The organism is Streptomyces rubrogriseus (assembly GCF_027947575.1).
GTDB lineage: Bacteria > Actinomycetota > Actinomycetes > Streptomycetales > Streptomycetaceae > Streptomyces > Streptomyces rubrogriseus.
The window spans coordinates 4,859,673-4,884,429 of sequence record NZ_CP116256.1; the positions used below are offsets into that span (position 1 = coordinate 4,859,673).

Below are 24,757 nucleotides of genomic sequence, written 5' to 3' on the forward strand. Positions count from 1 at the left end.
TCCGAGGAAGGCAACCCCGGGAGGACCGATGGGACGGGACGTCCCGGCGCTGGTCTTCACCCGCGAGGACCGCCGCCGCTACCGGATCAAGATGCAGGAGTGCCTGGAGGCCTTCGCGCAGATGCTGCGCGAGTCCCGGTTCGAGACCGAGCGGCCCCAGGTCGGCCTGGAGATCGAACTGAACCTGGTCGACGACCGGGGCGAACCGGCGATGCGCAACAGCGACGCCCTCGAAGCGATCGCGGACCCCGCCTGGTCCACCGAGCTGGGCCGGTTCAACCTGGAGATCAACATCCCGCCCCGGCAGCTGACGGCGGGCGGCCCCGACGCCTGGGAGACCGAGATCCGCGCCGCCCTGAACCACGCCGAGGACCGCGCCGCGTCGGTCGGCGCCCACCTGATCATGGTCGGCACCCTGCCCACACTGCGCCAGTCGGACGTGGGCGAGGCGGCCCTGTCGGAGAACCCGCGCTACCGACTCCTCAACGACCAGGTGTTCGCCGCCCGGGGCGAGGACCTGCACATCGAGGTGGACGGCGTCGACCGCCTGCGGACCTACGCGGACACGATCACGCCCGAGGCCGCCTGCACCAGTACCCAGTTCCACCTCCAGGTCGCCCCCGAGGAGTTCCCCGACTACTGGAACGCGGCCCAGGCCGTCGCCGGTGTCCAGGTCGCCCTCGCGGCCAACTCGCCGTTCCTGCTCGGCAAGGAGCTGTGGCACGAGAGCCGCATCCCCCTGTTCGAGCAGGCCACCGACACCCGGCCGCAGGAGATCAAGGCCCAGGGGGTCAGACCCCGGGTGTGGTTCGGGGAGCGCTGGATCAACAGCGTCTTCGACCTGTTCGAGGAGAACCTGCGCTACTTCCCGGCGCTGCTGCCGCTGTGCGACGAGCAGGATCCCGCCGAGACCCTCGACCGCGGCGACATCCCGGAACTGGGCGAACTCACCCTCCACAACGGCACCATCTACCGCTGGAACCGGCCCGTCTACGCCGTCGCCCACGACAAACCGCACGTGCGGGTCGAGAACCGCGTCCTGCCGGCCGGCCCGACCGTCGCCGACACCCTTGCCAACGGCGCCTTCTACTACGGCCTCACCCGCGCCCTGGTCGAGGAGGAGCGGCCGGTGTGGTCGCGGATGTCCTTCTCGGTCGCCGAGGACAACCTGCACACCGCCGCCCGGCACGGCATCGAGGCACACCTGTACTGGCCCGGGGTGGGCGAGGTGACGGTGCCCGAACTGGTCCTGCGCCGGCTGCTGCCGCTGGCGCACCGGGGCCTGGAGCTGTCGGGGATGGACTCGGCGTGGCGGGAGCCGCTGCTCGGCATCATCGAGCAGCGGTGCGTCACCGGCCGCAACGGCGCGGTGTGGCAGAAGGAGATGTTCCACCACATCGACGCCGGCACGCGGCCCGGCCGCCACGAGGCGCTGCGCAGGATGACCCAGCAGTACATGGACTACATGCACCTCAACGCCCCGGTCCACACCTGGCCGGTGGACTGACGTCCGGGGCGGGGAGGCCACTAGGGAGGCGACGGAGCGATGTGCCGATGGCTCGCCTACTCGGGGACGCCCGTCCTCCTGGAGTCCCTGCTCTACCAGCCCGAGCACTCGCTCATCGACCAGAGCCTGCACGCCCGCATGGGCGTCGAGACGACCAACGGGGACGGGTTCGGCGTCGGCTGGTTCGGGCCCGAGATGCAGACCCCCGCCATCGTCCGGGAGGTCGGGCCGGCCTGGAGCAACCGCAACCTGCGGGAGATCGCGAGCCATGTCCGCTCGCCCCTGTTCTTCGCGCACATCCGGGCGTCGACGGGCAGCCCGGTGCAGCAGACCAACTGCCATCCGTTCCGCCACGGCCGGTGGATGTGGATGCACAACGGCGCGATCGCCGAGTTCCACCGGCTGCGCCGGGACCTCGCGCTGGCCGTCGATCCGCGGCTCTTCCTCGACATCGAGGGATCGACCGACTCCGAGATGATGTTCTACCTGGCGCTCACGCTCGGCCTGGAGGACGATCCTCCCACCGCCGTGGCCCGGATGGCGGGGCTGGTGGAGGAGATCGGACACGAACACGGCGTGGAGTTCCCGCTGCAGATGACGGTCGCCGTGACCGACGGGCACCGCCTGTGGGCCTTCCGGTACTCCAGCCAGGCCCAGTCGCGCTCGCTCTACTACAGCAGCCGGGTGGAGAGCCTGCGCGCGCTCCATCCCGGCCTGCCCTTCCTCAAGGAGGCGTCCGACAGCACCCGGCTGATCGTGTCGGAACCCCTGGGCGACCTGCCCGGCGTGTGGAACAAGGTGCCCGAGGGCAGCTACGGCGTCGTCCAGCCGGAGGGGGACGACCTGCTTCCGTTCGCTCCCCTCCCCGCGTGATCCCGTTGACACGGGCGCGGAAAGATCACACAATCGGTGCCATGACCACATACCGGTTCGGCACCACCGCGGAGTGTCCCCGCGTGCCCGAGCGGACCGGCTGTGAGCGTTCCGGCCTCTAACGGCCTTCTTCGTACCGACCGTCCGGCGCCCCGCGCGTCGTAGCCCGTCGGCATCCTCTCCGGTCCACCACCCGGAGCACCCGTAACGCCCTCGTTTCCCCGGCCGTCCGGCGTGGCCTCGTGCCGCCCCCGGGCCGGATCTCACGCGTACCGTCATACAAGGGGAGGACCCCCATGTCCGTCACGTCTGACACGTCCGTCACGTCCGCCGGTCCGAGCACCGTCCTGCGCGAAGCACGCATCCCGGGGGACGGAATGTACGAGGGCCGGCGCACGCTGCGCCGGCTGCCCGAGGGCTGGGAGGAACGGCCCTACGAACTCTTCGAGGTCGTCCCGCAGGCCCGCACCATCGGCGCGGAGATCCGTGGAGCCGACCTCTCCCGCCCGCTCCCGCCCGCGCTGCGCGAGGAGTTGAACCGTGCCCTGCTGGAGTGGAAGGTGCTGTTCTTCCGCGGCGCGCACCTCACCTCCGACCAGCAGCGCGACTTCGCCGGCCACTGGGGAGCGCTGGAGACCAACCCCCTGCTCGCCGCCGGTTCCAGTGACGACGTCGTCCGGTTCGACAAGGGCGACCGGGCCGTGCCGACGTACGAGAACGTGTGGCACACCGACGTCACCTTCCGCGAACGGCCCGCGCTCGGCGCGGTGCTGCAACTGCGCGAGGTGCCGCCGTTCGGCGGCGACACCATGTGGGCGGACATGGCCGCGGCCTACGACAACCTGCCCCGGGAGGTGAAGGAGCGCGTCGACGGCGCCCTGGCCGTCCACGACTTCATCCCCGGCTTCGCGCGGTTCTACGGGCCCGAGCGGCTGCTGCCGCACCAGGACCTCCTCCCGCCGGTGGAGCACCCCGTGGTGCGCACCCACCCCGAGACGGGACGGCGCATGCTCTTCGTCAACGCCTCGTTCACCACCCGTATCACCGGCGTGGACCGCGACGAGAGCGACCGGCTGCTGCGGTTCCTCTTCCAGCAGGCGCACGTGCCCGAGTACCAGGTGCGCTGGCGCTGGCAGCCCGGCGACGTGGCCTTCTGGGACAACCGCGCCACCCAGCACTACGCGGTGGGTGACTACGGGTCCGCGCGGCGGGTCGCCGAACGCGTCGCCATCGAGGGCGACCGGCCCTTCTGATCCGCGTGCACGGGGGCCGGGGGCGGCGCTTCGCCTCCGGCCCCCGTGCGGGCTACGCCTCCGGCTCCTCGATGGCCGCCGGGCGCAGCTGGGCGGCGCGGACCCGGGCGACGTCGAGCTTCTCGCCCCGGTCGAAGCGGTAGATGCCGTTCTGCTCCTGGAAGACGTCGGTCAACTGGGTGTAGCAGTAGCCGAACATGTCACGGTCGCCGAGCAGGACCTCGGTGAGGCCGGCGAACCGTTCGTGGAACTCGTCCTCGCCCCGGACGCGTTCCCCGTAGCCCCAGGAGACGGTGCGGTCCTCGCCGGACTGCGCGGCGGCCGCCTCCGGGTCCCACCAGATGCCGCCGAACTCGCTGACGAAGTACGGCTGGCCCCGGTACGGCTGGGAGTAGGGGGCGCCGCTCTCGTGGGCGTTGACGAACGGCGCGTCCTTGGCGAGGCCGGACATCAGCTCCCGGAAGGCGGCGGGATCCTGCTCGTAGTTGTGGGAGTCGTAGATGTCCGTCTCGGCGACCCGGTGGGCGTAGCCGGAGGCGTCGACGACCGGGCGGGTGGTGTCCATGGCCTTGGTGGCCAGGAACATCGCCCGGGTCACGTCGTCGAGCTGGGTGATCCGGTCGTGCAGCTTCTGGTAGGTCTCGTTGAGCGGGCACCAGCCGACGATCGAGGGGTGCGAGTAGTCGCGCTCCAGCGCCTCCAGCCACTGGGCGACGTAGGAGGCGTCGGGCTTCTGGTTGTCGCCCGAGGAACCGCCCGTCTCGCAGCCCCAGTCGCCGAACTCTCCCCAGACCAGGTAGCCGAGGCGGTCGGCGTGGTGGAGGAAGCGCTCCTCGAAGACCTTCTGGTGCAGCCGGGCCCCGTTGAAGCCGGCCGCCATGGCCAGCTCGATGTCCCGCACCAGGGCCTCGTCGGTGGGTGCGGTCATCAGCCCGTCCGGGTACCAGCCCTGGTCCAGGACGAGGCGCTGGAAGACGGGGCGGCCGTTGAGCAGGACGGCCTTGCCGCGCAGTCCCACGGCGCGCAGTCCGGCGTAGCTCTCGGCGCTGTCGACCACCTGGCCCGCGGCGTCGAGGAGTTCGAGGCGCAGGTCGTACAGGTGCGGATCCTCGGGTCCCCACTCGCGCCGCCGGTCGTCCGGCACCGGCAGGTGCAGGCGCGGGGCGAGGTCGAGGTCGGCGCGTGCCTCGGCGCGGCTCACCTCGCCGTCGGCGTCGCCGAGGACGGCGCGGACCCGGTACCCCGGGCGGTTGCCGGACAGGGGCAGTTCGAGGTGGAAGGCGGAGCCGGCCAGGTCGGGGGTGATGCGGGGACGGCGCAGGTGGGTCTCGGGGACGGGCTCCAGCCATACGGTCTGCCAGATACCGGTCACGCGGGTGTAGTTGCAGTCGTGGTTGGCGTACTTGATCGCCTGCTTGCCGCGGGCCTGCGGGCCGGACTTGGCATCGCGGGCCCGGACGGTGATCACGACCTCCTCCCCCGCCCCGGCGATGTCGCCGAGGTCGGCGGTGAAGGGCGTGAAGCCGCCGCGGTGCCGGGCGACCTCCCTTCCGTCGGCCCACACGGTGGTGTCGTGGTCGACGGCGCCGAAGTGCAGCAGTACGCGGCGGCCTGCCCAGGCGGCCGGGAGGGTGAGGGCCCGCCGGTACCAGACGGCCTCCAGGAAGTCGGTGTCGCCGATGCCGGACAGCTCGGACTCGGGCGGGAAGGGGACGAGGATCTCGTCACGCAGCTCGCGGTCGAGCAGACCGCGTTCGAGGCCGCTGTCCCCCCGGTCGGTCTCGAACTGCCAGGCGCCGTTCAGGTTGAGCCAGTCGCGGCGCGTGAACTGCGGTCGCGGGTACTCCGGGCGCGGTACGGAGTGAGTGGGCACACATGCTCCAGTCGATCGGTGGGCCGGGCGCGCGAACGCCGGGCCCGTGGGTACAGCTGTGAGGGTTCAGGAACCGCCGAGGCCGGTGGTGGCGACGGAGTTGACGATGCGGCGCTGGAAGAGGAGGAAGACCACGATCAGCGGCAGCGCGGCCAGCAGGGCGGAGGCCATGGACTGCGCGTACTGGATGCCGTAGGCGTCCTTCACGGTGGCCAGGCCCACCGGGAGGGTCATCAGGTCGGGGTCGTTGGTGACGATGAACGGCCACATGAAGTTGTTCCAGGCGCCGATGAAGACGAAGATCGCCACCGCGGCCACGATCGGCCGGGAGAGCGGCAGGACGATCGACCGGAAGACCCGGAACTCGGAGGCACCGTCGATGCGGGCCGCCTCCTCCAGCTCCTTGGGGATGCCGTCGAAGAACCGCTTGAGGATGAACACCATCATCGGCGCGACGACCTGGGGCAGGATGACCGCGGCATAGGTGTCGACCAGGTTGAACAGGGTCATCTGGTCGAACAGCGGGACGACGAGCAGCTGCGGCGGGACCATGATGGCGGCGACGGTGACGCCGAGCAGCGCCTTGCGGCCGCGGAAGGTGCCGCGGGAGAAGCCGTACGCGGCGAGGGTGGAGACCGCCACGGTGATCAGCGTGACCAGGGCGGAGATCAGGAAGCTGTTGAAGGCCCAGACGGTGACGTTCCCGCGTTCCAGTATCTGCTGGTAGGCGTCGAGGGTGAAGGCGCCCTTGAACGGGGACAGCCCGGTGGTGTTGATGTCCTCCTCGCTCTGCACCGAGGTGATGACGGCCCACACGAACGGCAGCAGCCAGACGACGGCGAGGACGACGAGCGCGGTTCCGGCCAGGACGCGCGGCAGCCGGCCGTGGCCGAGCAGCAGGGGCGAGCCGGCCGCTTCGCGGGGTGGACGGCGCCGGGGGCGGAGGGTGGTGGCGGTTGCGGACACGGTCAGTCCTCCCGGCGGAAGAGGCGGAGCTGCACGAGCGAGACGAGGACGATCAGGGCGAAGAAGAGGTACGAGACGGCGGAGGCGTAGCCGAGGCGGTAGCCGGTGAAGCCGACGTCGTAGACGTACTCCAGGACCGGCCGGGTGGAGCCGTTGGGTCCGCCCTTGGTGAGGATGTAGATCTGGTCGAAGACCTTCAGGGAGGCCAGCACCTGGAGCATGGCCACCAGGCCGGTGGTCCGGCGCAGTTGGGGCAGGGTGATGGACCACAGGCGGCGCCAGGCGCCGGCTCCGTCGAGTGCCGCCGCCTCGTCGAAGGTGGTGGGCAGGGACTGGAGCGCCGCGAGGTAGAGCAGGAAGTTGAAGCCGACCGTCCACCAGACGGTGAGCGCGGCCACCGACCACATCGCGACGGACTCGTCGGACAGCCAGCCGACCGGTTCCATGCCGAGGGTGTCGAGAAGCTGGTTGGCCATGCCCAGTTCGGGCTGGTAGAGCCAGGTCCAGATCATGGTCACGACGGTCACGGGCAGCAGGTAGGGCGCGAAGAACGACAGGCGCCACGCCCACTGGCCGGCGAGCCCGCTGTGCACCAGCAGGGCCATCGCGAGCGCGACCAGCACCAGCGGGACGCTGGAGACGACGGTGAAGAAGACGGTGTTGCCGAGGCTGCTCCACACGTCCGGGTCGCCGAACGCCTCGGTGTAGTTGTCGAAGCCGACGAAGCCGGTGTCGCGCAGGGCGAGCGAGCTGTCGGTGAAGCTCATCCAGAGCCCCTGCACGATCGGCCACACCATGAAGAGGCCGAACACGAGCAGGAACGGCAGGACGAACACGAGCCCGTTGCCGGTGCGTATGCGGCCGACGACGGAGCGGCGGCCGCCCGGGGAACCGGCGGGCGGGGCGGTCCGTTCCTCGGCGCCGAGGGGTGCGGTGGTGGTCACGTCGGTCACTCCTTTCGCTGGTCAGGCCACCGGGTTGGGCTGCCGCAGCAGGGTGTCCGCCTCGCGGACCATCTGCCGCACCGCCTTCTCGGGGGTGGTGTCGCCCAGCAGCGCCGACTGGAGCGGCTGGCACATCCGGTTCTGGAAGTTGGAACCGGCGCCCGCGAACCAGTTGGGCGGGTCGAGCACCGCCACCTCGGCGGCGTCGGCGTAGGAGGACTGGGGGTCGAGTGCCGCGTACTCGGGCTCCGCGAGGACGGGCTGGTAGGCGGGGATGTGTCCGGCGCTCGCCCAGGTGAGGCTCTGCCTGAGTATCTGCGCGACGTACCGGTGGGCCTCGCGGCGCCGGGCCGGGTCGGGGCTGTCCTGGTGCGGAAGGACGAAGCTGTGGCTGTCGGTGTAGACGGCCGGCTTCTCGAAGACCTGCGGGAACGGCGCGGCGCCCAGCTCCATGCCGGACTTCTTCAGCGTCGGCAGCTCCCACTCGCCGAGCATCGCCATGCCGCCGCGTCCGCTGCTGAAGGCGGCCAGCGCGCCGTTGTAGTCCAGGTTGTTGGGGTTGGTCTTCCCGTCGAAGAGCCGCGTCATGAGGGTGACGACGCGGACGGCGGCGTCGACGTCGATCTCCGGGGGACCGCCGTCCGGCAGGTCGAAGGCGGCGCCGGTCTGCGCGTAGAGCCCGGCGAACAGGCGCCAGTTCTGTGCCGTGTCGGTGACGTGGCCGAACAGGATGCCCGACTCGCCGGTCGCCTCGGCGAGGGCCCTGCCCGCCTCCAGCAGCGCCTCGGGCGATCCCATGGGGGCCAGTTCGCCCGCGGGGTCCAGGAGCCCGGCCCGCTCCGCGGCCTTCTTGTCGTAGAACACGATGAAGGGGTGGACGTCCAGCGGGATGGCGTAGACGGTCCCCTCGTGCTGCGTGCGCGACCACACGGCCGGGGTGAAGTCCTTCTCCGTGACGCCGTACTCGGCGAGCAGGTCCAGGTCGAAGGCGTCCACCAGGCCGCCGGGGGCGTAGCCCGCCAGCCGGGACAGGTGCATGGCGGCCACGTCGGAGGCCCGGCCGCCGGCCGCGGACATGGCGAGCTTGGTGTAGTACGACGGGCCCCAGTCCAGGATCGTCCGGTCGATCTCGAAGCCCTCGGCTCCCCCGGCCCCCTTGGACACGGCCTCGATCATGTCGTCCATGAGCATGCCGTCACCGCCCTGGAAGAGGTCCCAGACGCTCAGCGCGGACGCCCCGGAGGCCGAGGCCGGTGACGCGCAGCCGGACAGCGGGCCCGCGGCGAGCAGGGCTCCCGCCCCGGCCATGGCGTGACGCAGTAGCCGGCGGCGGCTGGGGCGGCGGACCGGGTCGGACACGGCCGGCACCCCCTGGGCAGGCAAACGGGAACTCATCGCGGACCTTTCGACGGCCGGAGCTCATGCGGTGGCTTGTTTTTACATCGATGTACATTGGCTGTAAAGAGCTGGACGGAAGTGGACCTGCGCCGAAACCCTCCCCGCGCCGGGACATAGACTCGGGCAGCGCGAAAGAGGCAGGGAGGTCTCGGTGGCACGGCCCAGGATCAAGGACGTCGCACGTCATGCGGGCGTTTCGGAGAAGACGGTGTCCAATGTCATCAACGACTACGCCCATGTCTCCGACCGGACCAGGCGGGTGGTGCGCGAGGCCATCGAACACCTCGGCTACCGGGTCAATCTGGCCGGCCGTCACTTGCGCAAGGGCAGAACCGGCATCATCGCGCTCGTCGTCCCGGAACTGGACATACCATACTTCGCGGAGCTGGCCCGGCATGTCATCCGCGAGGCCGAGGAGCGGTCCCTGACGGTCCTGATCCACCAGTCCGGGGCGGATCGCGACCACGAGCTGGCGGCGCTGGCCGGGTTCGGCTCCACCTTCGTGGACGGGATCATCCTCAGCCCGCTGGCGCTGACCGCCGACGACCTGCGGGACCGTACGGGCTTCCCGCCCACGGTGCTGCTCGGGGAGCTGCTGGAGGAGGGGGCCGACCATGTGGCCATCGACAACGAGAGTGCCGCACGCGAGGCGACCCGCCATCTGATCGGGCTCGGGCGCCGCACCATCCTCGCCGTCGGGGGGCGCGACGACTCGGGTCTGGGGACCGCGGAGGCGCGCACCCGGGGCTACCGTGCCGCCCTGGCGGAGGCCGGCATCGCCTACGATCCGGCCGCTCTGCTGCCGGTCGGCTCGTTCCGGATGCCCGACGGCGCCCGGGCCGTGGCGCGGGCACTCGAACAGGGCGCCCGGCCCGACGCGCTGCTGTGTCTCAACGACCAGTTGGCGCTGGGTGCGCTGCGCGCCCTGCACGAGCACGGGGTGTCGGTGCCCGGGGACGTCGCCGTGATCGGCTTCGACGACGTGGAGGGCGGTCGGTTCAGCGTGCCGACGCTGAGTACGGTGGCTCCGGACAAGGCGGCGGTGGCCAAGGTCGCCGTGCAACTGCTCCAGCACCGCATCGAGGAGGCGACGGCGCCGGACGGCGCCGTGCCCGGGGTACAGGCGCAGGACCGCATCGTGGCCCACCGGCTCGTCCTGAGGGAGAGCACGCAGGGCCACGAGCGGCGCTGACGCTCAGTCGGTGTAGACCTCGGCCCGGTCGACGCTCACGAAGGACGCCCCGGACTGGGAGTTGTGCTCGCCCATGACCCGGATCCGCAGGGTGTGCCTGCCGTTGGCCAGCCGTGGACTCGTGTACTGCACCGCCTCCCCGACGCGGATCGCGCCGTGGAAGTCCACCCGCTGCTCGGGCCCGCCGTCGATGCTGATGCCCGCGTAGCCGTTCCCGGTGTCCTTGACGGAGAGCAGGGCGATCCGGGTGCCCGTGAAGGAGAAGGTGGCCGTGGCACCGGCCCGGTCGCTCCAGTGGTCGTCGCTCCAGAAGCACTGCGTGGCGCAGCCGGTGCCGGAGTTCCAGGCGCCGGAGTAGGTGACGCTCCCGGCGCCGCTGGAGCGGCCGTCGTCGTTGATCCAGTAGTTTCCCGAGCCAGGGTCGCCCGAGGGCAGGTTCTGGGTGGCGCCCATGGCCAGCGGACGGCCGAAGTCGGGGGTGCCGTCGGCCCGCCAGGTGAACCTCTGCGCCCGCGTGGTGCGGTTGGTGTAGGTGTTCACCGACGTGGTCTTGGCGTGGTAGACGATCCAGTCCTCGGTCCCGTCGGGCGACGTGAAGAAGGCGTGGTGGCCCGGCCCGAAGACGCCCCGGTCGTCGGCCCGGGAGAAGACCGCGCCCTGGTGCTGGTGCCAGTTGCCCGGCACCAGCGGGTCGGCGTTCAGCGGCATCGACATCATCCAGACCTGGTAGTCCGGCTTGCCCGTGTCGCAGGTGGAGTACGTCATCCAGACCCGCCCGCCCCGGTAGAGGAACTCGGGCCCCTCGCGCACCTCGGGGCAGCCGCCCGCCGCGTCGATCGCGACCGCGTTCCCGGAGACGGTGTACGGGTTGGACATCGGGGCGATGTTGATCCCGTTGTGCTGGTACTGGTTGATGCCGCTGTAGGCGAGGTAGAGCCGGCCGCCGAGCTGGAGGACGCCCGCGTCGATGGCGAAGTCGTCCGCGTGGTTGGGCGGGGCGAGCTTGGCCTTGAAGTGGTACGGGCCGGTGGGGTCGTCGCGCTCGGACTCCAGGACGTACAGCCGGTGGTGGTCGTCGACGCCGTCGTCGGCCGTGTAGTACAGGTACCAGCGGTCGCCGAACCGGTAGAACTCCGGGGCCCAGATGTTGCGGTCGCGGGAAGGGTCGGTGTCGGTCCACACGGTGACCGGGTCCGCGGTCGGCAGGGTGCCCAGGGACGGGGAGCGCCACATCCTGATGCTGCCGCCCTGGGTGGTGGTGAGGTAGTAGTCGCCCTTCCAGTGCGTCATGAAGGGGTCGGGGCCGCTGTTGAGCGGGTTGCGGAAGGCGCCGGACGCCGCGGTGGGGGCATGCGGCCCGGACGCGGTCGCCGCCGCGGCGCCGGATCCGGCGAGTCCGGGCAGCAGGCTCACGACCAGCCCGAGAAGGGCGGCGAGGAGCGGGCCGAGGCGGGCGCGGGGACGGTGCGAGTGGCTGGGAAGCACGTGGGGGTCCTCTCCCGAGGCCTTTACATCGATGTAATGACGGGGCGTCAGGGTAGGGACGGCCCACAGGACTGTCAACAGGGCCAAAAATGGTATTCCATTTGCCGCAGACCTCTTGACGGTGCGGTTTGGCGAAAACTACGTTCTGTGCACCGGAAAGCCGCTTCCGCTTTGTGGAACCCGCCAACTCCCCGCACCTGATCCCAGGAGTCCCGTATGACTGCCCTGGAAGACCGCCGTCCGTCAGCCCGGACCGACGGCACCGCCACCAGCTCCGGCCTCTACACCTACGACCTGGCCCCGACGAAGCGGGAGGGCCGCCGCTGGGGCGCCTACAACGTCTTCACCCTCTGGGCCAACGACGTGCACAGCCTGGGCAACTACGCCTTCGCCATCGGCCTGTTCGCCCTCGGGCTGAACGTGTGGGGCATCCTCGCCGCCTTCGCGCTCGCCTCGGTCCTGCTCTTCCTCCTGCTCACGCTCTCCGGATTCATGGGCCACAAGACGGGCGTTCCGTTCCCCGTGATGAGCCGCATCGCCTTCGGTATCCGGGGAGCGAAGATTCCGGCCGCCGTGCGCGGGGCCGTGGCCATCGCCTGGTTTGGTATCCAGACTTACCTCGCGTCGGCCGTGCTGAGCGCCCTCCTGGTGGCCATGTTCCCCACCCTGGCCTCCCTGGACACGAACTCCCTGCTCGGCCAGTCGACGCTCGGCTGGATCACCTTCCTCGTGCTGTGGGCCCTCCAGGTGCTCATCGTCAGCTACGGGATGCAGATGATCCGCCGCTACATGGCCTTCGCCGCGCCCACCACCCTGCTGACCATGTGCGCCCTCGCGGTGTGGATGTTCGTCCGGGCCGACGGGTCGGTCTCCGTGTCCGTCGACGCCCCGCTCACCGGGGGTGCGATGTGGCTCCAGGTGCTCCAGGCCGCCGCCCTGTGGGTGGTGATCTACGGGACGTTCGTGCTCAACTTCTGCGACTTCACCCGGTCCGCACGCAGCCGCGGCTCCATCGTCCGGGGCAACGTGATCGGCATCCCGGTGAACATGCTCTTCTTCGCCGTCATCGTGGCGGTGCTCAGCGGAGCCCAGTTCACCCTCGACGGGCGCGTGATCACCAGTCCGACGGACATCGTCAGGACGATCCCCAACATGTTCCTGCTGGCCGTCGCCTCGCTGTGTCTCATCGCCCTCACGGTGGCGGTGAACCTGCTGGCCAACTTCGTGGCGCCGATCTACGCCCTGGTCGACCTCTTCCCGCACCGGCTGGACTTCCGCCGCGCGGGCCTGGTGAGCGCCGTCCTCGGCCTGGTGATCACGCCCTGGAACCTCTACAACAGCCCGGTCGTCGTGAACTACTTCCTCGGCGGGCTCGGCGCGCTGCTCGGCCCCCTGTTCGGGGTGATCATGGCGGACTACTGGCTGCTGCGGAAGTCCCGCGTGAACGTGCCGGCCCTCTACACCGAGGACGCGGGCGCCGAGTACCACTACCGGCGCGGCTACAACCCGCGGGCCGTCGCCGCCTTCCTCCCCGCCGCCGCGATCGCCGTCGTCGTCGCGCTCGTCCCCTTCTTCCACGCCGCGGCCGGGTTCTCCTGGTTCGTCGGCGCCGTCATCGCCGCGGTGCTGTACGCGCTCGTCGCCGACCGTGCCGCGCCGATCCGCGACGTGGACGGCGAGTCCATCGCCGTCGCCGCCGAATAGTCCCGGGCGCCCACCGCCGTCTCCCCCCTTCCCCGTCCGAGCAGAAGGCCCAGGCCCACCCATGCGCATCCTCGTGGTCAACGTCAACACCACGCAGTCCATCACCGACGCGATCGGCAAGCAGGCGGCCGGCGCGGCCTCCGACGGCACCGAGATCGTGCCGCTGACACCGGCCTTCGGCGCGGAGTCGGTGGAGGGCAACTACGAGAGCTACCTCGCCGCCGTCGCCGTGATGGAGGCCGTGCGCGCCCACCCGGAGCCCTTCGACGCGGTGATCCAGGCCGGTTACGGCGAACACGGCCGCGAGGGACTCCAGGAGCTGCTCGACGTACCCGTCGTCGACATCACCGAGGCGGCGGCGAGCACCGCCCAGTACCTGGGCCGCCGCTACTCGGTCGTCACCACGCTCGACCGTACGGTGCCGCTGATCGAGGAGCGGCTGGCGGTGGCCGGACTGAGCGCCAGGTGTGCCTCCGTGCGGGCCAGCGGGCTCGCCGTGCTGGAGCTGGAGCGGGACGAGCAGGCCGCCGTGGACGCCATCACCGAGCAGGCCGCCCGTGCCGTCGAGGACGACCGGGCCGAGGTGATCTGCCTGGGCTGCGGAGGCATGGCGGGCCTCGCCGAACGGGTGGTGGAACGTACCGGTGTCCCCGTGGTCGACGGGGTCGCCGCCGCCGTGACGGTCGCCGAGTCGCTGGTCCGGCTCGGTCTGTCCACGTCCAAGGTGCGCACCTACGCCCGCCCGCGTCCCAAGCGGATCGTCAACTGGCCCCCGCGGGTGGGCTGACCGCTCCCCGCTCCGTCCCGCCCGAACCGTCCGCGGGCACCGGGGTATTCTGACGGGCCGCCCGACCGCCGCTCCGCACGGCGCGGTCGGCGGGCCGGGAACGGGATGACAGACGAAGGACGGCGATGGCTGCGTCAGTGGGCTTCACGCCCGAGTCCGAGCGGGTCACGCGGCGGTTGCGCGACGAGATCATCGACGGTGTGCGGGCCCCGGGCAGCCGCCTGGTCGAGCGGGAGCTGGCCGAGTCCCTCGGCGTCAGCCGGCTCCCGGTCCGCGAGGCGCTCAAGACCCTGGTGGCGGAAGGGCTGGTGACCCCGCGGCCACGGAGCTGGGCGGTGGTGCGGGAGTTCACCACGAGCGACATCGCCGACCTGGACGAGGTCCGTTCGGGCCTGGAGACCCTCGGTTTCCGGCTCGCCGCCCAGCGGCACACGCGGGAGGGTCTGGAGCGGCTGCGCGCGACGGTGGACGCCGAACTCGACGCGGCGCGCGCCGACGACGCCGTGCGGGCCCGCCGGGCGGCCGCCGACTTCCACGAGACCGTCGTGTCCCTGGCCGCCAACGAACTGCTCAACGAACTGGAGCGGGTCCTGCGCAGCCGGCTGCGCTGGCTCCTGGGCCAGCACGACGACCTGCTGGCCGTCGCCCTGGAACACGACGCCCTCTACCGGGCCATCGCGGCCCGCGACGTGGACCGGGTCCAGGAGCTGGTCCTGCACCATCTGTCGACGAGCCGCAGCGCGGCACTGGGCCACCTGGCGCAGGAGCGCTCCTAGAGGCCCTCAGCCGGGGGTCGCCCCCGGTGGCCTTGGGCGAACCGGGACGGCGGGATGCCGAAGGTGCGGGTGAAGGCGGCGGTGAACGCGGCGGGAGAGGCGTAGCCGAGCCGGCCGCCGACCTCGCTGACCGAACCGGACCGCAGCAGCGGAACGGCCGCCAGCAGCCGGGCACGGCCCCGCCAGACGGCGGGACTGTCGCCCGTCTCGGCACGGAAGCGCCGGGTGAAGGCGCGCTCGCTCAGGTTCGTCCGCGCCGCCCACACCGCGTTGGTGACCCCGGTGTCCGGCGCGGCCAGATACTCCCGGCACAGTGCCGCCAGGTCGGCACCGACGGGGATGCGGACGTGGAACGGGAGCGGGGCGCGCGCCGCGATCTCGTGCAGGAGGAGGTCGGCGACGCTGCCGTCGCGCCCGGACAGGCTGTAGTCGGCCTCGAACTCGACGGCCGCCAGGAGCAGTTCGCGCAGCAGCGGCGGCACGTCCACGACCGTGCAGGTGCCCGGCCACCACGGGACGGCGTCCGGCTCGATGTACAGGCTGCGGGTGCTCACGCCCAGCATCCGCACCCGGTGCCGGGTGGCCGCCGGGATCAGCACGGCGCGCTCGGGCGGTACGGTCCAGGTGCCGTCGTCGGTGTCGACCACCATGACTCCGGTCGCGCCGTACAGGAACTGCGCGCGCCGGTGCTCGTGCCAGTCCAGGACGTGTCCGGGCGGGTAGTCGGTGCCGATCGGCAGCACGGCGCGGTCCACGTGGTCCACGTCGGCCAGGGGGACGTTCTTCACCCGGTCACCTTACGGCCGTCCTGGCCGAGTCGCGAAGGAATGGTGCCGGGTATCGAATGCGGGCGGCGCCGCCGAGCTGGTGGAGTGGCCTGCGTGGATGTTGTGGCTCTGCTCGGAATCGGGCTCCTGACCGGTGTGACCACCGTGCTGTTCGGCTTCGGCGGCGGTTTCGTCGCCGTCCCGGTCGTGGTGTGGGCGGACTCCGCCCCGGGCGCGGACGCGATACGGGTGGCGACGGCCACCTCGGCCCTGGTGATGGTGGTGAACGCGGCCTTCGCCACCGCGGTCACGCCCCGCCGGGTGCTGGCCGCCCTCCGGGGTGGCGGCCCGCTGCTCGTCCTGCTGGGCGTCGGCGCCGCGGCCGGGGCGCTCGCCGCGCGTCACGCCCCGGCCGGGCTGATCCGCTGGGCGTTCGTCGCGTACGTCGCCCTCACCGTCGTGGACCTGCTGCTGCGCCCCGGCTTCCTGCGCCCGCGTGCCCAGGCCGAGGCGGCCGTCGGCACGCCGCGTCCGCTGCCGGCCGTCGTCGGTGCGCCCGTCGGTGCGGTGGCCGCCTTCCTCGGGGTGGGCGGCAGCGTCATGACCGTCCCCGCGATGCGGCGGGCCGGGCACACGATGCACGTGGCGACCGCGCTGGCCAACCCGCTGACCCTGGCGATCGCGCTCCCGGCCGCCCTCGTCTTCCTGGGCGGCTCCGGGGACCCCGCCGGCGCCGACCCGCACCTCGCCCTGGTGGGTCTCGTCGACCTCCGGGCGGCCGGGGCGCTGCTCCTGGGCGCCCTGCCGGTGATCGCGGTGCTGCGCCGACGCCCGCCGCGCATCCCGGACCGTCTCTACGCCTGGACGTACGTCGGGCTGCTCGGCGCGGTGACGGTCGCGATGGTGCTGTGACACGCTGTCAGCCGTCAAGCGAGCACGGCCTCCCAGGTGTCGACGGCGAAGTGGACGGTCATGCCGTTGCGGCCGTACAGCCGCGGGGCGCCCGTCGCGTTCGCGGTGTCGACACCGAGGCCCACCGTGTCCCGGCCCCGTGCGGCGAAGGCCGCGAAGGCGTGGCGCAGCAGGAACCCGCCCACACCTCGGCCCCGGGCCTCGCGCAGTACGCCGATGCTCCGGATCCAGCCCATGGCCTCGCGGTCGTCCCGGGCGAGCAGGAACCCGGCGTCCCCCAGGTCGTCGGTCTCGGCGATCCACACCAGGGACCAGTCGAGGCCCGCGGCGTCGATGTCGTCCAGCCACAGCCGGTACGGGCGCGGCTGGAAGTCGAAGTGCTGGGCGAACGTCCGCTGGTACAGCTCGTGCACCCGGACGCGGTCCGCCTCCGTGGCACAGGCCCGCACCCGTACGCCCGCCGGGGCCTGGGGCGAAACGTCGGCCGCCGGGTCCAGTGCGCGGCGCAGTACGTGGTGGGTGCGCACGACGCTCCAGCCGCGCTCGGCGAGGAGCGCGGTGTCGGTCGTGGGCCGGGTGTTGAGGTGCAGGTGCACCACGGCGCGCTCCGCGCCGTTGGCCCGTGCCTTGGCCAGGGCGCGGGTCTCCATGGCCACCAGCATGCGCAGCCCGGTCCGCTGGTGGTCGGGCAGCACGTAGTGGTCGATGTCGATCCGCTCCCCGCCGGACTCGTCCCACAGCAGCCCGTACGCCACCGGCAGGTCGCCGTCGAAGGCGAGCCACGAGTCCTGGGTCAGATCCGTCTGCTGGTGCTTCAGGTCGGCTTCGACGGTGTGCTGGTCGGTCTCGGGGCGGCCGATCTCGATCCGGTCTATCTCGTTGAGGAGGGCGGTGATGGCGGGGGCGTCGGCGAGGGTGGCCGGTCGCAGGTCGGCGGTGGACATGAGGAGCAGAGTCGGGCACGGCGGCGGGTGACCGCAACGGATTATCCGCCGGAGGCGACGGAGTGACGTACGACGGCGAACCGGGGGCATACGGATGACCGAGGCCCTCTCCCCCGCCGACCCACGGGAGTCCCCTGTGACGCCGAGCCTGCGCACCGCCCGCGCCTGCCGTGCCGCCGCCGTGCTCCTTGTCGCCGCCGCCGCGTACGCGGCCACCCGCCACTCCTGGCTCGCCCTGCCCGGCCTGTACACCGCTGCCGTGTTTGCCTGGTGCGCCGCCCGTGAGGGCGCCGAGCACCGGCGCAGGGTCGTCCTGGCCCGGCGGGCCGAGCTGCTGGCCCGGCCGGCCGGGCAGGCGGATCCGTTCGCGCACGGTCTCGAGCCGTGCTGCGCGTTCTGGCGGCACTCCGACGGTGTCGTGCACGGCCCGGAGTGCGCCCGCCCGGCCGCCGCCCGCGTCCCGCTGCCCGAGGACTGCTGCGAACGGTGGTGGACCTCGCTCGGCGCGCGGCACGACGCGGGCTGCCGCCGTCACGACGGTGCCCCGGGCCGGGGCCGCGCCCGGCCGGCGTCGCAGTAGGCCGGTCAGGAACCGAGCGGTTGTGGCCCCAGCGCCGTCCGCAGGGCCAGCGGGGTGGCGGCGGCCCAGGCCTGCGGCGAGCAGGAGTGGGGGTAGGGAACGGGTGCGGCGGTCGCCGAGCGGTCGTATCCGGCGAGGACCTCGGGCAGCCGGTGGCCGTGACGGGCCGCCGCCGCGACGAGTCCCTCCGCGACGGTGCGCACCTCCGCCGCCAGGCCCTGCCTGGCCAGGCCGAGGACGACGACCGCGTTGTCGTGCGGCCAGGCACTGCCCCTGTGGTACGACAGCGGGTGGTACGGCCGCTGCCCGGCGGCGAGGGTCCGGATCGCCCAGCCGGAGAAGAAGTCCGGCTCGAGGAGTCGCCGGCCCACCCGGCGGGAGCGCTCCGGGTCGAGGATGTCCGACCACAGCAGATGCCCGGCGTCCGAGGCCAGCGCGTCGACCTGGCGGCCGTCGCCGTCCAGCGCCAGGGCGGGGAAGTCGGCGTCGGCCATCCAGAAGTCCGCCGTGAACCGGTCCCGCAGCCGGGCGGCGCTCTCCCGCAGCCGGCGGGCGTACGCCTCGTCCCGCCAGACGTCGTCGGCGAGTTGGGCGGTGCGCAGGAGTGCGTCGTAGGCGTACCCCTGCGCCTCGCAGACGGCGACGGGCCCCTCGGCCTGGGTGCCGTCGCGGAAGCAGACGGCGCCGGCCGAGTCCTTCCAGTTCTGGTTGACCAGCCCGCCCGGGTCGGGCTCGTACACGAGGTACCCGTGCCGCTCCAGGCCGCCGTCGGTGAGCATCCAGTCCACGGCCCGCCGGGCGTGCCGTTCCAGGCGCTCCGCCAGGGTCCGGTCACCGGTCGCCTCGTGGTGGGCGTGGAGCAGGACGAGGAAGAGCGGGGTGGCGTCGACGGCGCCGTAGTACCGGCCGTACGGGACCTGCCGGAAGTGGGCGAGTTCGCCGTGCCGGGTCTCGTGGACGATGCGTCCGGGCTGCTCACCGCTGAACGGGTCGTGCCGCCGGCCCTGGGTGGCGGCGAGCGCGCTGAGGACGGCGGCGGCCGTCGCGGGCCGGTACGGCAGCAGGAAGTAGGCGGTCAGCAGGGAGTCGCGGCCGAACAGGGTGAGGAACCACGGGATGCCGGCGGCCGGGACGCGCACGTCCTCGCCGTCGACGCCGGGGACCGGGATGGTCAGCAGGTCGATGTCGGCGAGACCGCGTTCGCAGGCGCGGGTCAGGTCTTCCGCCGCGCCGTCGACCCGTTCGGGGCGTCGTACGGCGGTGGGGGCGGAAGCGGGGACGGGCGGCCGGGTGCGTCCGTGCGGGCGGGCGCGGACGGTCAGCCGAAGGTCGGCCCGTCCGTGCGCGTCGAGGGGCAGGTGCCAGGTGAGGATCCGGGCGGTGTCGCCCGGCCGGGCCGGTGCCGCGGCCACCGTGTCCGGGGCGGGATCGCAGGTGATTTCCGTCCGCGCGTGCCAGTCGGCTCTGCGGTAGCTGAAGAGCACTCCGTCGGCGGTGTCGCGACTGTCGTACTCCGCGCCGGGCTTGGCGTAGTGGCGGTCGTCGGCGCGGAGTTCGAAGAGGTCGGCGAAGTCCGCGTCGACGGTGAGGTCGAGGCGGGCCGTCACGGCGTCGGGACGGTTGCTGACCAGGCTCAGGTGTTCGGTGAACGTGCCGGCGGTGACGCCCTGGCGCCGGAAGACGGTGTACGCGGGCGGGTTGTCCCGGGTGCCCTCGGGGGTCAGTGCACCGGCGGCCGTGTCGTCGGTCTCCGGCGTGACGGGTACCAGCGCGGTGGGGGCGGTCCCGTCGACGGCGAGGTGCCAGCGGCTGAGGTGCCGGGCGTCCTGGAGGAACAGCCCGTCGGGTGCCGATCCGCGGGTGCCGCTGATGTCGCCGTCGGCCCGGAGGCGGACGAAGGTGGCGTCGCGCACCAGTTGGACGCGGGGGTCGGCCGCGGTCATGGTCCGGCCTCCTTCGGGTCGGTGCTCAGCAGGTCGAGGGTGAGGGCCGCGGTCCAGGAGAAGTGCCGGGTGCCGCGGGCCGCGCCGGTGGCGGGGTCGACGTACTCGGCGAACCCGGAGCGTCCCGCCTCCGTGAGGAAGCCGGTGCGCAGGCGCTCGGCGTCCGGGTGGAAGCCGTGGGTGCGCAGTCCCCGCTCGATCAGCCAGGCGGTGTTGAACCAGGCCGGCCCGCGCCAGTACCGGGTGGGGTCGAAGGCGTGGCCGGTCAGGTCGTAGCTGGGGACCAGGTGCGTGGCCGGGGCGCTGAAGCGCGGTCCGGTGAGCGTGGTGTGCAGGCGCCGGACGACGTCCTCGGGCAACTCCGGGACGAGGAGCGGGATCAGGCCGCTGACGGTCCGCTCGTCGACCGGTTCCCCGGTGTGCAGGTCGCGCACGCGGAACAGGCCGGCCCGCTCGTCCCAGAGCCGGTCCACCAGCGCCCGGGTCAGCTCGGCGGCCCGCTCGGTGTGCCGCCGCCCGGGCAGGCCCAGTTCGCGTGCCATCGCGGCCAGGGCCAGTTCGCTCACGATCAGCAGCGCGTTGAAGGCCGGGTCCTCCACGGCGAACCGGTGCCGTACGACGCGGTCGTCGTAGCCCGCCTCCCGGTACTCGGTGGCCAGCCGGACGTACCGGCCGTAGTCGAGGTCGGTGGGCCGGTCGGCGGGGTGGCCGTGATCCAGGTCGGCGCGCCGGAAGGTGTCGGGCGGGCTGGGTTCGACCCGCTTCAGGGCCCGGTCCCAGCTCGGGCTGTTGTCCATGCCGGGTTCCCACGGGTGGACGACGGCCGCGAGGCCGCCCCCGCCGAGGTCGCGGCGGCCGAGCAGGTAGTCGTGCCAGGCGGCGAGCCTCGGGTGGACGCGGGCGAGGAAGCCGCGGCGCCGGGACTCGGCCGGGTCGGCCCGGTGGACGAGCCAGGCGGCCAGGGCGTGCACGGGCGGCTGGACGATGCCGGAGGTCTCGACGGCCGAGGGGGCGCCGGCCGCCCGGCCCGCCGTGGAGGACTGCCAGAAGTCGGGACTCGGGAAGTAGGCGTCGTGCGGCAGGGCGGGGTTGAAGACGATGTGGGGCACGCGTCCGTCGGCCCACTGGGCGGCCAGCAGGGACTCCAGTTCCCGCTGGGCGCGGCGCACCGAGAGGTGGCGCTGTCCGATGGCGACGAAGGCGGAGTCCCAGCTCCACTGGTGCGGGTAGAGGGTGCGGGAGGGGACGGTGGAGGCGCCGGTCCAGTTGTCGATGAGGACCCGCGCCGCACCGCGCCGCAGGGTCAGGTCCGCGGGCGCGGTGGGCGCGGGCCGGTCCAGGAGGTCCAGGGGGGAGTTCACGCGCCCGACCTCTTGAGGAAGGCGGGGACGGAGCGCACGGCCTGGACGGGGTCGCCGGTCAGCCGGCATTCGAGGGCGAGGTGGCCGTCGTAGCCGACGGTGTGCAGGGCGCCGAGCCAGGCGGGCCAGTCGAGGTGGCCGGCGCCGGGCTGGAAGCGGTTGGAGTCGGAGACCTGGGCGTGGCCGATGACGTCGGCGTGGGCGACGATCGCGGCGGCGGGGTCGGTCTCCTCGATGTTCATGTGGTAGCTGTCGATGCCGATCCGGACCGAGTCGAGACCGACGGCGCGGATCAGGTCGGCGGCCTGGTCGAGCCGGTTGACCATGTGGTCCTCGTAGCGGTTGAGCGGCTCCAGGAAGAGCGTGACGCCCTCCCGGCGGGCGTGCTCGCCGAGTTCGGTGAGCCCGGCGAGGAGCACCTCGCGGTCCTCCTCCTCGGTGCGCGGCGGTTCGAAGGGCGGCAGGCGCCGGGAGAACATGCCGTACGAGGCGGGGGTCTGGGCGCCCACGCCGCCGATCTCGGCGATCACGGTGAGCTGGGACTTCATCTGGGCGACGGCGTCGCGGCGCAGCTCCTCGTCGAAGGCGCCGAGGAAGTGCAGCATGTCGACGCAGACGGTCGGCATGACGACGCCGTCCTTGTGGGCCTGCCGCAGTTCCTCGCGCCGGGAGGCGAAGTGGAAGTCGCCCTTGCCGCGCAGTTCGATCGCCTCGTAGCCGGCCTGCTGGGCGAAGTCCCACTTGGCCTGGAGGGTGCCTTCGGGCAGGAGTTGTTCCTGGACGGCGGTCTTGAGGGCGGTCTTGAGCATGGGGGTGCCTCTGCCTTTCGGGGCTCTCAGAATTCCAGGACGACCTGCAGCGCCTCGGCGGGCCGCTCGTCCAGCAGTACGTAGGCGTCGGCGGCGTCGGCGACGGGGACGACGTGGCTCACCAGCGAGTCGACGTCCACCTGACCCTCGGCGACCAGGCGCAGGAAGGTCTGCTGGAGGCGTTCGACGCTCCAGCGGTTGGACAGCTGGGGCGGGACGCCGCCGATCTGGGAGCAGATCAGCTGGACCCGGTTGTGGTGGAACTCGTCGCCGAGGCGAAGACCGATGCCGTCGCCCTGGTAGAAGCCGGAGGCCACCACCCGGCCCCCGGCCGCGACCGAGCGCAGCGCCTCGTGCAGGGCCGGGTAGGCGCCGCTGATCTCGATGGCGAGGTCGGCGCCGAGGCCGCCGGTGGCCTCCCGGACGCGTTCGGCGACGGCGTCGGTGCGGGCGTTGAGGGTGTGCTGGGCGCCGTACAGCTTCGCGGTCTCCAGGCGGCCGTCGAGGGCGTCGACGGCGGTGACGCGGGCGCCGCTGAGCCGGGCGAGCCGGGTGGTGAGCAGGCCGATGACACCCTGCCCGAACACGGCGACGTCCTCGCCGAGGTGGATGTCACCGGCCAGGACCGCGTTGTACGCGATGGCGCCGACCCGGGCGAAGGCCCCGGCCAGCGGTTCGAGTCCGGCCGGCAGGGTGTGGCCGACCATGCGCTCGGCGGGGACGATGCCCTCGCTGCGGTGGCCCCAGATGCCCCACACCAGGTCGCCGGGGACCGGCAGGCCCGGGGTGCCGGCCAGTTCCGGGGAGACCTCGACGACCTCGCCGACCTCGGAGTAGCCCCAGCCGGCCACCGGGTACTCGATGCCGGGTGCGCCGTCGCGGAACAGGCGCGCCTCGGGGTCCCAGGTCCGGGTCAGGTACGGGTTGGTGCCGCGGTAGGCGGTCAGCTCGGTGCCGGCCGAGATGCCCGAGTAGCGGGTGCGGACCCGCAGGTGGCCGGGGGGAAGTTCGGCCCGGGTGTGCTCGGCCACCTCCACCTGGCGAGGTCCGGTGAACTGGACGACGCGCTCCACGGACGACGCGGACGGCACGGACGGCACCGTCGGTACGGACGGCGTGGACGGCACGGGCGGCACGGGCGGCACGGATGACACGGACGGCTCCGGAAGGGTTGCTGATGCGGTTGCGTCGACAATATCCGCAACTTATGTCTTGTCAACAAGCAAAAGTGATGCTGTGATGCGTGGCGAGCAGACGTAAGCGGAACGAGGACACTCAATGCGCATCAGGACCCTGCGGTCGAGGACGACCGCGGTCGGCGTCACGGCAGCCTTGGGAATCGGGTTGCTCTCGGGCTGCGCGAGCAGCACCGGGCCCGGCAGGCCGGACCGTGAGATCACGGTCTGGTCGCAGGAGAACCTGCCCGACCGCGTCGCCGCGACGCAGAAGGTCATCGACGGGTTCGAGAAGAAGACCGGCGTCAAGGTGAAACTCGTCGGGGTCGACGAGAAGCAGATGCCGCAGCTCATCATGTCGGCGGCGGCCTCGGGGACCCTGCCCGACGTCATCGGCGCCGCGCCGATGGGCCAGGTCTGGCAGATGTACAGCAACGGCCTGCTGAACACCGACATCCCGAAGCGGATCGTGGACGGCCTGGGGCGCGACACCTTCAACGCCAACGCGCTGCAGCTGACCTCCGACGGCGGCACCACCCTCGGTGTGCCCTCCGACGCCTGGCTCCAGTTGCTGGTCTACCGCAAGGACCGGTTCGGGCAGCAGGGCCTGCCCGCCCCCGACACGTACGCGAAGGCGCTGGCCGCCGCCAAGGCGCTCACCACCAAGGGCCACGACGGCATCTCGGCGGCCACCGACCCCAGCGACGCCTTCACCTCCCAGAGCTTCGAGAGCCTCGCCCTGGCCAACGACTGCCAACTGGTCGACGACCGGCACGAGGTCGCCCTCGACTCCCCGCGCTGCGAGGAGGCCTTCCGCACCTACGACCAGCTGGCCCGCACCTACGGCGCCCCGGGCACCCAGACCGTGGACTCCACCCGTGCCACCTACTTCGCCGGACGGTCCTCCATGGTCATCTGGTCCTCGTTCCTGCTCGACGAACTCGCCGGGCTGCGCAAGGACGCCCTGCCCAGCTGCCCACAGTGCGCGAAGGACCCGGGCTACCTGTCGGACAACAGCGGCATCGTCACCGCCATGCAGGGTCCCGACGCCGAGGAGGCGGCCCAGTTCGGCGAGATCACCTCGTGGGTGACGACCAAGACGGCCGAGACGGCGGCGTCCCGCGAGTTCATCGAGTACATGATGGGCACCGGCTACGAGTCCTGGTTCGGCATGGCACCCGAGGGCAAGATCCCGGTCCGCAAGGGCACGCCCGCCGAACCCGAGCGCTACCTGGACGCCTGGCGGCACAGTGACATCGGCGTGGACACCCGCAAGCCCCTGGACGAGGTCTTCCCCACGTCCCTGCTGGACCAGCTCGCCGACGGTGTCAGCAACATGCGCCGCTGGGGCATCACCCAGGGCGAGGGCGCGCTCGTCGGCGCCACCAACGGCGAGCTGCCCGTGCCGAAGGCCATCGGCGCCATGACCAGCGGTCAGAGCTCGCCGTCCGAGGCGGCGCGCGACGCCGACGAAGAGGTCGCCGCCCTCAAGAAGTCCCTTCAGTAGC

At 72.1% G+C, this 24,757-nt stretch carries 21 protein-coding genes; 10 read left to right on the top strand and 11 right to left on the bottom strand.

Annotated features, from left to right (window positions below):
• Window positions 1–28 precede the first annotated feature (28 nt).
• The 3 genes from Sru02f_RS22250 to Sru02f_RS22260 all read left to right on the top strand — a co-directional run bounded on the left by Sru02f_RS22250 (window position 29) and on the right by Sru02f_RS22260 (window position 3,633).
• Complete coding sequence (locus tag Sru02f_RS22250; RefSeq protein WP_109032262.1) at window positions 29–1,507, top strand: glutamate-cysteine ligase family protein; 1,479 nt, start codon at window positions 29–31, stop codon at window positions 1,505–1,507.
• Between the two features lie 39 nt (window positions 1,508–1,546).
• Complete coding sequence (locus Sru02f_RS22255) at window positions 1,547–2,380, top strand: class II glutamine amidotransferase (RefSeq protein WP_109032261.1); 834 nt, start codon at window positions 1,547–1,549, stop codon at window positions 2,378–2,380.
• Window positions 2,381–2,676: 296 nt separating this feature from the next.
• On the top strand, window positions 2,677–3,633 hold the full coding sequence (locus tag Sru02f_RS22260) for a TauD/TfdA dioxygenase family protein (RefSeq protein ID WP_109032260.1): 957 nt from the start codon (window positions 2,677–2,679) through the stop codon (window positions 3,631–3,633).
• A gap of 52 nt (window positions 3,634–3,685) precedes the next feature.
• Here the strand turns inward: Sru02f_RS22260 and Sru02f_RS22265 are convergent, their stop codons facing one another.
• The 4 genes from Sru02f_RS22265 to Sru02f_RS22280 form a co-directional block, all read right to left on the bottom strand.
• On the bottom strand, window positions 3,686–5,506 hold the full coding sequence (locus Sru02f_RS22265) for a glycoside hydrolase family 2 protein (protein WP_109032259.1): 1,821 nt from the start codon (window positions 5,504–5,506) through the stop codon (window positions 3,686–3,688).
• A 66-nt stretch (window positions 5,507–5,572) separates the two neighbouring features.
• On the bottom strand, window positions 5,573–6,472 hold the full coding sequence (locus tag Sru02f_RS22270; RefSeq protein WP_109032258.1) for a carbohydrate ABC transporter permease: 900 nt from the start codon (window positions 6,470–6,472) through the stop codon (window positions 5,573–5,575).
• A gap of 2 nt (window positions 6,473–6,474) precedes the next feature.
• Entirely contained in the window at window positions 6,475–7,416 is a 942-nt protein-coding gene (locus Sru02f_RS22275; RefSeq protein ID WP_167469551.1) for a carbohydrate ABC transporter permease, read from the bottom strand.
• A 21-nt stretch (window positions 7,417–7,437) separates the two neighbouring features.
• Window positions 7,438–8,811, bottom strand: a complete 1,374-nt coding sequence (locus Sru02f_RS22280) for an extracellular solute-binding protein (protein WP_174855092.1) — start codon at window positions 8,809–8,811, stop codon at window positions 7,438–7,440.
• A gap of 154 nt (window positions 8,812–8,965) precedes the next feature.
• On the opposite strand from Sru02f_RS22280, the gene Sru02f_RS22285 reads away from it, so the two are divergent.
• On the top strand, window positions 8,966–10,006 hold the full coding sequence (locus Sru02f_RS22285; protein ID WP_109032256.1) for a LacI family DNA-binding transcriptional regulator: 1,041 nt from the start codon (window positions 8,966–8,968) through the stop codon (window positions 10,004–10,006).
• 3 nt (window positions 10,007–10,009) lie between these two features.
• Here the strand turns inward: Sru02f_RS22285 and Sru02f_RS22290 are convergent, their stop codons facing one another.
• Window positions 10,010–11,491, bottom strand: coding sequence for a family 43 glycosylhydrolase (locus Sru02f_RS22290; RefSeq protein WP_109032255.1), 1,482 nt, complete (start codon window positions 11,489–11,491; stop codon window positions 10,010–10,012).
• Between the two features lie 216 nt (window positions 11,492–11,707).
• On the opposite strand from Sru02f_RS22290, the gene Sru02f_RS22295 reads away from it, so the two are divergent.
• From Sru02f_RS22295 to Sru02f_RS22305, 3 genes are all read left to right on the top strand, one after another.
• A complete protein-coding gene (locus Sru02f_RS22295; protein WP_109032254.1) occupies window positions 11,708–13,195 on the top strand; it encodes an NCS1 family nucleobase:cation symporter-1 in 1,488 nt (495 codons plus the stop codon).
• A 61-nt stretch (window positions 13,196–13,256) separates the two neighbouring features.
• Window positions 13,257–13,982, top strand: coding sequence for an aspartate/glutamate racemase family protein (locus Sru02f_RS22300; protein WP_109032253.1), 726 nt, complete (start codon window positions 13,257–13,259; stop codon window positions 13,980–13,982).
• Window positions 13,983–14,107: 125 nt separating this feature from the next.
• Window positions 14,108–14,758, top strand: coding sequence for a GntR family transcriptional regulator (locus Sru02f_RS22305; RefSeq protein ID WP_109032252.1), 651 nt, complete (start codon window positions 14,108–14,110; stop codon window positions 14,756–14,758).
• Here Sru02f_RS22305 and Sru02f_RS22310 read toward each other — a convergent pair.
• Entirely contained in the window at window positions 14,755–15,546 is a 792-nt protein-coding gene (locus Sru02f_RS22310; RefSeq protein ID WP_109032251.1) for an AraC family transcriptional regulator, read from the bottom strand. The two genes, Sru02f_RS22305 and Sru02f_RS22310, sit on opposite strands and share 4 nt — an antisense overlap.
• A 93-nt stretch (window positions 15,547–15,639) precedes the next feature.
• Between Sru02f_RS22310 and Sru02f_RS22315 the strand changes: the two genes are divergently transcribed.
• On the top strand, window positions 15,640–16,437 hold the full coding sequence (locus tag Sru02f_RS22315) for a sulfite exporter TauE/SafE family protein (RefSeq protein ID WP_174855091.1): 798 nt from the start codon (window positions 15,640–15,642) through the stop codon (window positions 16,435–16,437).
• Window positions 16,438–16,451: 14 nt separating this feature from the next.
• Here the strand turns inward: Sru02f_RS22315 and Sru02f_RS22320 are convergent, their stop codons facing one another.
• The gene (locus Sru02f_RS22320) at window positions 16,452–17,381 is read right to left on the bottom strand and encodes a GNAT family N-acetyltransferase (protein WP_109032249.1); all 930 of its coding nucleotides are present in this window, start codon (window positions 17,379–17,381) and stop codon (window positions 16,452–16,454) included.
• 136 nt (window positions 17,382–17,517) lie between these two features.
• On the opposite strand from Sru02f_RS22320, the gene Sru02f_RS22325 reads away from it, so the two are divergent.
• Window positions 17,518–17,961: a hypothetical protein gene (locus Sru02f_RS22325; RefSeq protein ID WP_109032566.1), complete on the top strand. Its 444-nt coding sequence runs from the start codon at window positions 17,518–17,520 to the stop codon at window positions 17,959–17,961.
• A gap of 5 nt (window positions 17,962–17,966) precedes the next feature.
• Here the strand turns inward: Sru02f_RS22325 and Sru02f_RS22330 are convergent, their stop codons facing one another.
• Genes Sru02f_RS22330 through Sru02f_RS22345 form a run of 4 tightly spaced genes read right to left on the bottom strand, consistent with a single transcriptional unit; the run spans window position 17,967 to window position 23,147 of the window.
• On the bottom strand, window positions 17,967–19,904 hold the full coding sequence (locus Sru02f_RS22330; RefSeq protein ID WP_109032248.1) for an amylo-alpha-1,6-glucosidase: 1,938 nt from the start codon (window positions 19,902–19,904) through the stop codon (window positions 17,967–17,969).
• Window positions 19,901–21,265, bottom strand: coding sequence for an MGH1-like glycoside hydrolase domain-containing protein (locus Sru02f_RS22335; protein WP_109032247.1), 1,365 nt, complete (start codon window positions 21,263–21,265; stop codon window positions 19,901–19,903). The genes Sru02f_RS22330 and Sru02f_RS22335 overlap by 4 nt, the downstream gene beginning before the upstream one ends.
• Complete coding sequence (locus tag Sru02f_RS22340) at window positions 21,262–22,074, bottom strand: sugar phosphate isomerase/epimerase family protein (RefSeq protein ID WP_109032246.1); 813 nt, start codon at window positions 22,072–22,074, stop codon at window positions 21,262–21,264. Before Sru02f_RS22340 ends, Sru02f_RS22335 begins: the two co-directional genes overlap by 4 nt.
• Before the next feature lie 26 nt (window positions 22,075–22,100).
• Window positions 22,101–23,147: a zinc-dependent alcohol dehydrogenase gene (locus Sru02f_RS22345; protein ID WP_174855110.1), complete on the bottom strand. Its 1,047-nt coding sequence runs from the start codon at window positions 23,145–23,147 to the stop codon at window positions 22,101–22,103.
• 205 nt (window positions 23,148–23,352) lie between these two features.
• Here Sru02f_RS22345 and Sru02f_RS22350 point away from each other — a divergent pair, with 205 nt between their 5' ends.
• Window positions 23,353–24,756: an ABC transporter substrate-binding protein gene (locus tag Sru02f_RS22350; protein ID WP_109032244.1), complete on the top strand. Its 1,404-nt coding sequence runs from the start codon at window positions 23,353–23,355 to the stop codon at window positions 24,754–24,756.
• Window position 24,757: the final 1 nt, after the last annotated feature.